This window comes from Blautia sp. MSJ-9, from assembly GCF_018919065.1.
Taxonomy (GTDB): domain Bacteria; phylum Bacillota; class Clostridia; order Lachnospirales; family Lachnospiraceae; genus Blautia_A.
Window position 1 is genome coordinate 110,676 of record NZ_JAHLQG010000036.1, and the last position, 11,655, is coordinate 122,330.

The 11,655-nt window shown below is 33.8% G+C and carries 10 protein-coding genes; 6 read left to right on the forward strand and 4 right to left on the reverse strand.

The features are described 5' to 3' along the window. Positions 1–266 precede the first annotated feature (266 nt). Entirely contained in the window at positions 267–1,184 is a 918-nt protein-coding gene (locus KQI87_RS10425) for a tyrosine-type recombinase/integrase (protein WP_216460091.1), read from the reverse strand. 174 nt (positions 1,185–1,358) lie between these two features. On the opposite strand from KQI87_RS10425, the gene KQI87_RS10430 reads away from it, so the two are divergent. Continuing rightward, a complete protein-coding gene (locus tag KQI87_RS10430; protein ID WP_216460092.1) occupies positions 1,359–2,699 on the forward strand; it encodes a hypothetical protein in 1,341 nt (446 codons plus the stop codon). Between the two features lie 86 nt (positions 2,700–2,785). Here KQI87_RS10430 and KQI87_RS10435 read toward each other — a convergent pair whose 3' ends face one another. Further along, positions 2,786–3,745, reverse strand: a complete 960-nt coding sequence (locus KQI87_RS10435) for a glycosyltransferase family 2 protein (protein WP_216460093.1) — start codon at positions 3,743–3,745, stop codon at positions 2,786–2,788. A gap of 1,112 nt (positions 3,746–4,857) precedes the next feature. Between KQI87_RS10435 and KQI87_RS10440 the strand changes: the two genes are divergently transcribed. Then, positions 4,858–5,382 (forward strand): hypothetical protein, encoded by a 525-nt coding sequence (locus tag KQI87_RS10440; RefSeq protein WP_216460094.1) that lies wholly within the window; start codon positions 4,858–4,860, stop codon positions 5,380–5,382. 213 nt (positions 5,383–5,595) lie between these two features. Continuing rightward, positions 5,596–6,150, forward strand: a complete 555-nt coding sequence (locus KQI87_RS10445) for a hypothetical protein (RefSeq protein ID WP_216460095.1) — start codon at positions 5,596–5,598, stop codon at positions 6,148–6,150. Positions 6,151–6,250: 100 nt separating this feature from the next. Here KQI87_RS10445 and KQI87_RS10450 read toward each other — a convergent pair whose 3' ends face one another. Continuing rightward, a complete protein-coding gene (locus tag KQI87_RS10450; RefSeq protein ID WP_216460096.1) occupies positions 6,251–7,288 on the reverse strand; it encodes a hypothetical protein in 1,038 nt (345 codons plus the stop codon). A 244-nt stretch (positions 7,289–7,532) separates the two neighbouring features. On the opposite strand from KQI87_RS10450, the gene KQI87_RS10455 reads away from it, so the two are divergent. Both KQI87_RS10455 and KQI87_RS10460 read left to right on the forward strand, forming a co-directional pair. Continuing rightward, positions 7,533–8,915 (forward strand): AAA family ATPase, encoded by a 1,383-nt coding sequence (locus tag KQI87_RS10455; protein ID WP_216460097.1) that lies wholly within the window; start codon positions 7,533–7,535, stop codon positions 8,913–8,915. Then, positions 8,908–9,309 (forward strand): hypothetical protein, encoded by a 402-nt coding sequence (locus KQI87_RS10460; protein WP_216460098.1) that lies wholly within the window; start codon positions 8,908–8,910, stop codon positions 9,307–9,309. Before KQI87_RS10455 ends, KQI87_RS10460 begins: the two co-directional genes overlap by 8 nt. Before the next feature lie 316 nt (positions 9,310–9,625). Here KQI87_RS10460 and KQI87_RS10465 read toward each other — a convergent pair whose 3' ends face one another. Next, positions 9,626–10,069 carry a hypothetical protein gene (locus tag KQI87_RS10465; RefSeq protein ID WP_216460099.1) on the reverse strand — a complete coding sequence of 148 codons (444 nt, stop codon included), beginning with the start codon at positions 10,067–10,069 and terminating at the stop codon, positions 9,626–9,628. 326 nt (positions 10,070–10,395) lie between these two features. Here KQI87_RS10465 and KQI87_RS10470 point away from each other — a divergent pair, with 326 nt between their 5' ends. After that, on the forward strand, positions 10,396–11,229 hold the full coding sequence (locus tag KQI87_RS10470) for a hypothetical protein (RefSeq protein WP_216460100.1): 834 nt from the start codon (positions 10,396–10,398) through the stop codon (positions 11,227–11,229). The last annotated feature ends 426 nt before the right edge of the window (positions 11,230–11,655 follow it).

The window sequence follows — 11,655 nt, forward strand, 5'->3', positions numbered from 1 at the left end:
TCACGATTAAACTAAAAAAATAATACCAAGCCATCTGATAGAGAATCTGGCAGACAGCCGGGAACAGTATCAGATGGATTTTATAAAATGTCAATATACGGATGATTACCTACTTACCAAATTCGCGCGGCATGTCTTTGAATGTTGATATTTTCACGACAAAAAGACCGCCCTTTTCAGGTCAGTCTAACGCTTTATTGTTGCGTTCTTCAATTCTATTTCAGCAACTTATAAATATTAAAAGTCTTTTATTTGACAGTTATGAATTATGCCACACCAATTATGTTCATATTGTTGCGAGGATGCATTTCTTTTAAAATCTCTGCCTGCTTTTTAGCCGCAATATGTATATAGATCTGTGTCGTTTTTATGGAGCTGTGACCAAGAATTTGCTGGACACAGCTTACATCTACTCCTTCTTCTATTAAATATGTGGCAAACGAATGTCTGAACATATGGGGGGTTATGTTCCTTTCAATTCCAGCCTGTTCTGTATACTTTTTCAGCATCAACCGTATTGATTGCTCTGTATACCTATTTTCTCTGTTGTTTACAAAAAAGTATCCGCTCTGTCTGATCGCAGATTCATTTTCAGCATAGTATTTTTTCAGCAACGCCAGAATTGAAGTACTGCTGATCTGAACATATCTTTCCTTCCCGCCTTTTCCCATTAATCTTATCAGACCTGTATTCAGGTTAACACTATCTTTCCGGATATTAGAAATCTCATATACTCTTGCCCCGGTTGCAAAAAATACTTCTATAATTGCTATATCACGCAGCATATATTTACGAGACGAAGCAGTACTTTCATTCAGGCATTTGTACATATAATTCAGAAGCTGCTCAATTTCCTCTCTTGGAATGATTCTTGGAAGAGTTACATTTTCTTTAAATCTGACTTTTATTTTTCGGAATGGACTTTCAATAATAATTTCTGTTTCCTCTAAATAATTATAATATGCTTTTATTGATGCTATTTTCCTTTTTACGGTTTTTGGTTTGAAGTTTTTATGCAGATGAGTGATATATTCTTCAATCTTCTCCTTTTCAGGTTCATCAACACAAACAAATTCAAAATATTGATGGAGATCAATGCGATATGCCTTCAGTGTTTTTTTATCCAGTTCCTTTCGATATTCACAATACTCCAAATATGTTGCCATTTTAGCTTCTAATCTCATTTTAACTTCCTCCTGTTTTTATAAACATCATATTACTGTTTTCAGTATCAATTTCAATAGAAGCTATAATAAAAATATAAACCATGTACTGGTGGATAATTAGCAGTTATCCTTTAGTCAGACGTCTTAGGATAACATTTTGCTGATAATATGTAAAATTGAGAGGTAATGTCTATGAAAGATTATAAAATCTATCCGAAACAATTTATCAACGAAAAAATACCCATAGAAAAAAATCGTTGCTTTATGTTAATGCCGTTTAGCCCGGAATTTGATTATATCTATGGAACAATAAAGAAAGATTTAAATGATAATGGTTTAATTTGTAATCGAGCTGACGAGATTGCCGGTTCCAAGCCAATCTTAAATAAAATATTAACTGAAATATTAAAGTCAAGATATATTATAGCTGATTTAACTGCATATAACCCAAATGTATTTTATGAGTTGGGAATAGCGCATTCCTTTAAAGATGCACAAAATATACTTATGATCAAGCAAAAATCTTCAAAAATCCCATTTGACCTGACCCATCTTACCTATATAGAGTATGATCCGTCAAATCTGAGATTTTTAACAGCCACTATAAGGAATTTTATTAACGAAAACCAGTACTTATCAGATTTTCATGAAGCGTTAAATTTGTGTGGTGTTACAAATCTTGTATGCGAATCAAGAGAGAGATTTATTGATTACATACAGGAATATTTTGGGTCTAACATCAGTATTATTACGAATATTTTAAATAAATCATCTGACAAATATACAGAAAAGGAATTAGTCGAATTCTTCAAAGACTATGAAGCATTAATAATTCATGCATTAAATGATAACAAAACGGAACTTTTGGCTGGCTTATTAAATGTATATTATAATTTATTGGTTAATTGTAATGATTTAAAAATATCCGAAACATTCGTTCGCAATTTCATGGAGACATTGTTCGTTAATTATAACAATATTGACGATGAAATTCTAACCTGGAAAACGGATTTGATGTTATTGTTGGCAAAGTATAGAAAGCTATTAAAAATTTCTATTCCATGGATTATTGACTATTTTTCTCGATCCAAGGCGTCATCAGTCGACTTAAATCGTTACAAATTGGAAAGTTTCCTTATGACAACCGAATATGAAGATATAAACCAAATAATCATCAATTCTCTTTTCAATCCGAATTGCCACATACGTGAACATATGGCAGATATTATCGGTGAGAAAAAATTATATGAAGGCCATCAAAGCTTACTTAAACAGATGGATATAGAACAAAACTACTTTACTGTAGCAAGTATTATAGAAGCAATCGGAAAAATAGGCGATTTCAATGATATAGCATTTATTAATAAATGGATAGATGAGCACATCGAAAAGGCAATACAAGACCACCAGTATTTTCTTCTTAAACATATTTACAAAGCATTGGGGTGTTTGGATAATACGCCAGACCAAAAATATGTTCTTTCATTCAAAGAAAAATATACCGTTTATATGGATTCCTATATTTTAAAATAGTATATTATTATTTAAGAACTAGCTGAAATATATAATACCCGTTCCCGATTTTTGTTAGATTAGGAACGGGTATTTCTGAATTGCTTTTACAAATCAAAAAAATTAAAAATACGACTTGCATCAATGTAGTCAATTACTTCTGAAACAGTAAAATGATTACTGAATTGCAAAAGAATATACTTAAGATATTCTTTTTGGGTGACAGAGTCCTGCTCTTTCCTTATAAGCATATCTAAAAGAGAAGTAATCAGTCTTTCTACATATGAATAGTACTCCTTTTTGTACTTCTCCAGACACATGTCTTTCTGCAGGATATCGCGGATTTGAACTAGGGTATCAAGACAATCTGTAACCAGCCTTTTGGAAAATGTATGGGTTGTGGAACTTTGTCTTTGATAATAATGATAATATGTATCTGTTACTAAGGATATTCTTTTTGAACGTAAAATTGCAAAAAACGAAAAGAAGTCATCCTGGAAACTACGGGCAGAGTTAAAACGAATATTTGTGTTTTTTAGAAAATCCGCGTTGTAAACTTTATTATTGACAATTGGAGTTATGAAGCATCCATAATTTTCTGATTTTGTGAGAAGCTTTAATGCATATTCTCCGGTAATGCAATTTTCGGAATTGTATTTATAGCGCAATTGATAATTCAGTGAATTGTTATATTCGGTTTTTACACCGCAAACAGCAATATCACTATCATTGGACTTTATAGAAGCTACTAGATTTTGATAAAAATCCATATCTATCCAGTCGTCACTATCGACAAATCCTACATAACGTCCCTTCGCCAAAGCAATTCCTTGATTTCGAACGTCCCCTACACCAATATTATGCTGTAGGAAAACTGGTTTTATAAGTTGGTATTTAGCAGCATATTCCTCAATAATATGAGCAGAGCCATCTGTAGATGCATCATTAATGACAATTATTTCCATATTCAGATAAGACTGGTTAATTACAGAATCCAAACACGTTCTTAATTCACTTTGAACATTGTAAACAGGTATAATTACGCTTAATTCAGGAAAATCGTTCATAATAGTCACCCCTCAATTCTACATATTATCAGCAAAATGTTATCCTAAGACGTCTGACTAAAGGATAACTGCTAATTATCTATCAAAAATTATATCATAAAGAATCAATTTTTACCATCAGTCTTTCTGGTATCCCTCGATCATGGTTACTGTCCAGTTAGCCCTTGAACAGTAACATCTGTCGACGGAAAATCACAGGAGATTAAGATAGATTCTTGTAATCAATATTTGAATATGTTATGATAAAAAGCGAAAACAATAGGTGAGGGTCGGCTAAAGGATGCCTATTGAGGATTTTGATGAATCAATATTTTAGGGCATTCTTGTGAAGATTATGTATTCATAGGGATGCCTTATGTGAGCACATTGGGGTCAGACCCTATGAGGTACGAATAAAATGAATAAACTAGGCCTTAAAGTTCTCTAAAAAATTCATAAAGACTGTTTTGACCAACATATCGAAGCGAAAATTGTTGTTTATCGTTTTCCCAATCTAATGGGTGTTCCAGACCTAAATATAATTTTGCAGGGGGGACTTGTAAAGAAATTCAGCGGACAGGAAAGCCTGGCTGCATAAGGAGTATAAAGCAAAGCAGTATTCCAGAATCCTGCTGAGGTTCAGAAACTTCTGAAATTGAGCAGGGTTCTGGAAAGGAACCCATTGACCCAGATCCATGGAACGTGGATCATAACGAAACGGCTGGTTGAGAGATGCAGGGTAAGCGTCCGCGGGAAACCGCACCTTGCAGAATCATAAGGTCAGTAAGAATCAAACGACAAACAAGAGCTGTAGCTTGCGGTAGTTCACTCCATAGGGCACGACCCTGTTCGAAAGCTTGGCAAGCACTCAGTGTATGAACAGTTGGGACGAAGAAAGTTGGGACAAGATCCCATTAGACACGGAAGGTTCACCCTCATAGCTAATAGAGGATTATAGCCTTAAAAAGCCCCATTATCAGGACGCTTTATAAGCTATACCATTTTATGGCTGTTCAGTACAGGATACGATAACTTTCGTACACCTTTAGCTCTGTTTTGAGTGGTAATATTTAAAGAAAAAGCCCATAAAATCAATACTTTAGGGCTTGACATTATAGGAAAGGAATACTTCAATGGAAATAAGTGGCTTTTTATATACTGTGATTCTGACAGCAACGGTATTTGCAGCATTTATTACATCAATAGCGAATATAATAATTTCTTTAATTAATAGTTATAGATTAAAACAGATTGAATCTCAAAAGAAGATAAATGAAATTGATAAATATCGATATAGCAGGTTGTATGAATTAATAATAAATTGGCATAAATATGATTCTGAAATCAAGGGGGAAACAGTTAGCAAGATGGCATCTTGTAGATTGATCAATTTATTTTTGGATGATTTGGGACGTTATGAAATTGCAAAACCATTACTAGATGAGTGTTATACTGAAAAATTGGAATCTTTAAAAATAAAATGTGAAAATTTACTTAAGGATTTGATTGATGTTACAGCACCAGAGAGTTCATGTACAAAGAATCCAGAACTTATAAAAGAAAAGTATTTTTTTAATGGGGAGGAATTTTCAAAATTATTAAAAAATTCCATTAACAACCAGCTTGAGTCATTATTAAGTGGGAATGCAGGTGTCTGACCTCACGGAGTACAGCTAGAGTTTTCAGGGTCAGACCCCAATGTGGTCAACTTAAGCCCAGAATGCTGAAAATTCAACGATTCTGGGCTTATATTCTGGATTTTTTTATATAAATATCTTGACATATCCTCCTAAATATGTGGTTTATAGATTAAGCAATATTACGTTACCAGCGAAATATTTATCTATTCCAATACGTAGGAGGTATGCCATATGAATCGAACTAATATTTGTAAAAATATCGTCCAATCCATTAAAGATTATATCACAGATCAAGTTAAACTGGAACCCCATCGGGTGGAAAAACATTTTGTACGGCGAAGAAAACTTTCACTTTTGCAAGTTATTATTTATCTGTTCTTCTCTTCAAAAGCTTCCATGTTCCAGAATCTTTCACAGATCAGAGAAGAACTGGGCACGCTTTCTTTTCCGGATGTTTCAAAACAGGCACTTTCCAAAGCCAGACAGTTCATTAATCCTTCACTGTTCAAGGAACTTTATTATCTTTCTGTTGATCTGTTTTACAGCCAGATCCCTTCAAGAAAGCTGTGGCAGGGTTATCATCTTTTTGCAGTAGATGGTTCCAGGATCGAACTTCCGAATTCAAAATCAACTTTTGATTTCTTTGGCGAAATGTCCAGCTATCCTGATCCAAACCGGCATTATATTGTGACTGCTGCAGAAAATTTGCACAAATTATTCTTGAGCATAACAGATCAGATATTTCATTATTACGAGAGGCCCAAAGGTATATCGCTTATGCTATAAGTTATTACGAAAGCCTCAATGCAACTGATCATTTATATTTTCTTGAAGCGCAAAAACTTCAAAAAAACATTGATGAATTATTGAATTGTCAGGGTCCTGTTTAAAACAGAGCCCTGACAATTTCAACAGGATATTCCTCTAATAATTTAGTGTTTATTTTTAATCCAATTCTTTTTTGTGCTACTAAACAAATTAGCAATAACAATTGTTCTAAACGCAACCGTCCGGTAGAAATATATTCATATAGATAATTATTAGACAAAGCAGGAAGCGAGTTTGCATCTATCAAATATAATTTTCCATTTTTATCTTGCAAATAATCAAATCTGGCCATATCGCGAAGATGCATTTGCTCAAAAAGTTGTTCTGTATGCTTTTGAAGTTCATATAATACTCCACGGTTGTCTTCAATAACATATGTAAAATCTCTTTTTTCTGAAATGGTAAGCTTACTATTATATGAATGCAATGCATGATGCTGGGTTTTAGATTTCAATTTAGATACATTAAATAAATACCTTCCCGTATTTCCTGTTATGGAAACCGTATATTCTGTAGCATCGTTCAGATACGATTCTATTAGTATTTCGGTAAGATGTGGGAAGCTTTGAAAACGTTGATCAATAATTTTTCCAAAATCATCAGTATTCCATATTATAGAAGATTCATCAATGCCTAATGATGCAGCTAATGTATTTGGTTTTACAATTGCCGGTAGTTTAAAGGTTAATAATTTTTTTTCGACAGATTTTCTATTAGCAATCCATGCTTGTCTTGTAACAATTTGATTTGGAAGTCCCATTCCTGACTCTAAATTTGTAAGTGCTTTATCATTTAACAACAAATGAGAAAAAAGTGGGCTTCCAATATAATTTATATTATAATACTCTAATAATTTGTATAAATATGAATTAAATGAAATAATACTTGATCCGTCATTACTATAATCAAAAACAGTTGTTGGATAAATAAGATCATACTGTGATGTACTTAACATTTTTTCAATTTCTACTAAAGAAGCATCAATAAAAATATCTGCCTTCATATTGTCAAAGCTATTAAAATAATTAATCTGTGATATAAGTTTTTCATTATATGTAGGTGCAAATTTCGTTGTAGCCAATATAAGCAATCTCATAATATGTTTCCCCCTTTTATTTCATAATTAATATAATGGTTTAAGACTACTGGGAACATGGATAATTAGGAATTATCCTTTATCTTAGAAGCATCTACAATAAGCAAGATACGTGTATGTTTACAAGAAAAGTAAAAAGAAAAATGTTAAAAATATTAACAAAAGTACAATAAGAATTGATTTTTGCAATATAATAAGATATACTGAGTACAGGTGAATGAAACTGAAAGGAGATGTGATGGAGATGAAGTACGTTATTCGGCTTTTGGGAATGGAGATAAACAACATAAAAAACGTAATACACGGTGAAATTGAAATGCCCCAAAATAAAAAAGGAAGCATTTTAGGAATCTATGGAGCTAATGGATCTGGAAAAACAGTAATTGTGGACTGTATGGTATTGTTGAAATATCTTCTTTCCGGACGTCAGATCCCGTCGAATTTTTATTACTATATAAATGAAGCAAGTGATACCTCCACTGTAAAGTATCGCTTTGAGCTGAAAATGGAAGAAAAATGCTATCTGGTAGAATATGAAATTGAACTGCAGAAAAACGGTAAAAAGAGCTTCTGCATCAGCAAAGAAAAATTCAGTCAGAGAGAAATGTCGGAAGGAAAACGTATCACACCTGTTTTTGATTACCAAAAAGGAAGGAAAGAACTTTTTCGTCCGTTGAAATTGTATGAGCGTTTTTCTAAGGATATCCAGAATGTTATTGCACTTGGAGTCGCAGAGCAGGCAACGCAGAATTATAATGAGGAAAAGGGCGTTCCGGAAGTAAGTTCCTTTTTATTTTCAAGAAAAGCGCAGGAAGTCTTTGAAAAAGCCGAGGGTGAGGCTGCATTGCTTTCTCTACTGAGCCAGTGTTTTCAGAAATATGGAATTTATGATCTTGCTGTTGTTGAAAACGCGCAATACGGTTATTTATCCTTAAATCTGGAAAATATGCCCGTTAATATTGACTGGCCGGACACGATACCAAAAAAAGGTGAAGGCATCTTCTTACGCTTCACAGATATAAATGTGGTGCCAAAAGAAGTTTTTCCTTATGTAGCAAATACGATCAAGCAGATCAACATTGTAATGAAATCATTAATACCTGAGATCAACATAGAAATTTATAATGCGTTTGATAAGCTGCTGAAGGATGGAAAAGACGGAGTGCAGTTTGAAATCATTGCCATGCGTGGAGAGAACCGGATTCCGCTTTTATATGAATCCGCAGGAATAAAGAAGCTGATTTCTATTTGCAGTAATTTAGTTGCCTGCTATAACAGGGAGTCTTATTGTCTTGTGGTAGACGAGCTGGATTCTGGTATTTATGAGTATTTACTGGGAGAATGCCTGGAAGTTATGCAGGATAAAGCTAAAGGACAATTAATTTTTACGTCACATAACTTACGCCCATTGGAAATCCTTGAAAACGATTCTCTGCTTTATACGACTGTGAATCCCGAGAATTGCTATATAAAATCTACGTATATCAAAAATACGCAAAATACCCGATTATCTTATTTGCGGACGATTAAGCTTGGCGGGCAAAAAGAAAAGCTCTACAATGAAACAAATATATATGAGATGGAGCTTGCTATGAGGCGGGCAGGAAGGATACGTGCTAATGACTAAAAAAGTTATTCTGTTTCTTGTAGAAGGGCCGACGGATGAAGATGCACTGGCTGTGATATTTACGAAACTGGTAAACGATCATGATATAGAATTTGACGTGCTCCATACAGATATCACTGCAGACGAAAACATGACGGTAAAATATATTGAGGAACGGATTGATAAGGAAATCCAAAAGTATCTGCTTAAAAATCCCTTCATAGTAGCGGATGATATCCTTAAGGTGATTCAGATCATTGATACAGACGGAGCTTTTATTCCGCCATCGTTGGTCAGGCAGTCTGAAAATGGAAAAACGGAATATTTTGATACGCATATAGAGGCGAAAAATAAGGACCGATTGATTCGAAGAAATCTAAGAAAGTATAAAGTTTGCAGATCAATTAATAGGTAATGCTAGAATCAAGCTTTATGTCAGAACAAACAAAACGAGTAAAATATGTTTTGAGAGAGACATAGAGTATAGGAACAAGGTTTTGCTATCAAAGTTCTGCTATTGTTCTGTTATCCTGTCAATGTGTCAAATGTGTGTGAACTTCTATAGTGGTTCTGGTGGATTCCGAATGAAGATAGAAGGATGTCAAGGTCTGTCTCCATGAAGTACAACTAAGAAGGATAAAGTAACGATAAAAGATCTATAAAAGAAGAATAAAATTGGATATAGAGTGGAAAGAGAGAAGAAAAAAGCCACCAGTGAAGGTGGCAGTAGTTTATTTGTAAAGTTGTTCTATAAGATAGTCAATGTCTGTTGAATATAAAGGTTTAATGCCTTGACTATAAAGATCGAGATAACGTTGACATTCATTAACAATTTGTTTGCTGTTCTTATCAATAATGGTTTGAATTAAAGCAGCAAAGCGGTTTCCATCTGTACGGTAGCGGATAAGGTATTGTTTTGTGACAGGAAACATTTTTATGTAATGTAAACCATGACGGTTTTTGGGTCTTGTCTGTGGACGAGGTGGTAATGCAAAATATTGATTCTTTGGTGCAGAGGCTGGGATGTTTGAGCGAATGGGGATGGCAAAGTCATAATTGGTGTTCCTATATTTCAGACGTATGACTAGTACATAAGGTCGAGTAGATTTTTGAAGTACTTCTGGATCTTCATGGTATTTGAGTAATAGTGAATTATTTATCGTAACAAGTTTCATAACAAGTTGTCCTTTCTAAAAAAGAAGAATCTACTTTTCAGTAGACTCTTCTTACAAGTAAGCGATACTCTACGCTTTGAAGCACCCCGTCGCTTGCGGAAGTTAAACATACACGTTCATCATATTCTAGCCGTGATGACCGGCAAGCTTTTGACTCATTTATAGTATACTCAAAAATCATTCGAAATGCAACATTAAAAAAATTATAGCATTTGAGAAGCTTCCGTGGTCTGACCCTATGAAGTACACGTTATACTTCAAGAAAGCTACCATATTCAACTGTAAATATTATAAAAGTTAGGTAAAATTAAAGAGAAGGATTTAATATGGAAAATAAGAAATATGCTATTTTTGATATTTTAGGAATCAAGCAAAATGATTATACAAACTCTTTTACATTTGACAAAGATGCGGAATATATTCTCAGTAATGATGAATTTATAAATAAAATAATCATATCTTCAGATATTAGCCAGGCAACTTTTTATTTACATGATTCTCTTGAAATTAATGAAGATTCTGCTTTGCAAATAATTAAGTATTTAATTTTATATCTTAGTACTATGATGATTTCGCTTATAAAAAACAGTTTACCATATTCAAGTGTCCTGCTTAAGCCAACTACTCAACTCTCAAAGACAAACTTATTAAAAGAAAAAAGCATTACACTATGTGATTATATTCATATAAGAGATTCTGCAGTTACAAAATCCGTTTTGGATGGGAATGAGCAATTAGAGAAATGGATTCAAGATATTAACGTTTCGAATTACCAAAGCAAAAAAGATAAATATGATATTTTATTTTTGTTACTTCAGGGAAAGAATATAATTCAGAAATATATGGCTATGTATGCTTATTTAATGAGCTTAGTAAAAGAAATATATTCTAGTTCAAACGAAAGCCAAAAACAAGTTGTGCGTTATGTTTCCGACAACTGTTCAAGAGTTGGAATAACATTAAGCTTATCTCCAAGTACCCGTCCTGGCGCAAGGCAAAATGAACAAGAAGATCAATTTACTGCTTTGCGAAACAAAATTGGACATCCATCTATTATAGCTGAAAGCCAATCTATTTATATATGTGAAAATGCTATAAACCAACTTGCATCAATTATTTGTTGCGCAATAGAAGATATACCATTAGATTGCCCCTCTTAAATCTGTCCGGTTTGAACCTGTTCGGGTCTGACCGCAATGTGGTCAACTTAAGCCCAGAATGCTGAAAAATCAACGATTCTGGGCTTATATTTTGGATTTTTTTATATAAATATCTTGACATATCCTCCTAAATATGTGGTTTAAAAGAATGTTGGGGTCTGACCGTGCGTCCAGCAAAGGGTATATAGTCCGGTGGGTGGAAGCCCCATCAAATAAGCTGCTAACCACAGCATTTGAAGCGAGTCTTGAGTCTGCTACGGTAACGCGCAGGCTAAGCGTAGACAGCAAGATAGCAGGGATAGCTATGGAGCACCGAAATCCCAAAGTATCAGAGGGTCGACACCGTGGTCAGGGTGGAAGACAATATATGCACTTATCGTTATGGTGAGATTTTGCATGCCTCTGCGGTGTTGTTGAAACTATTCA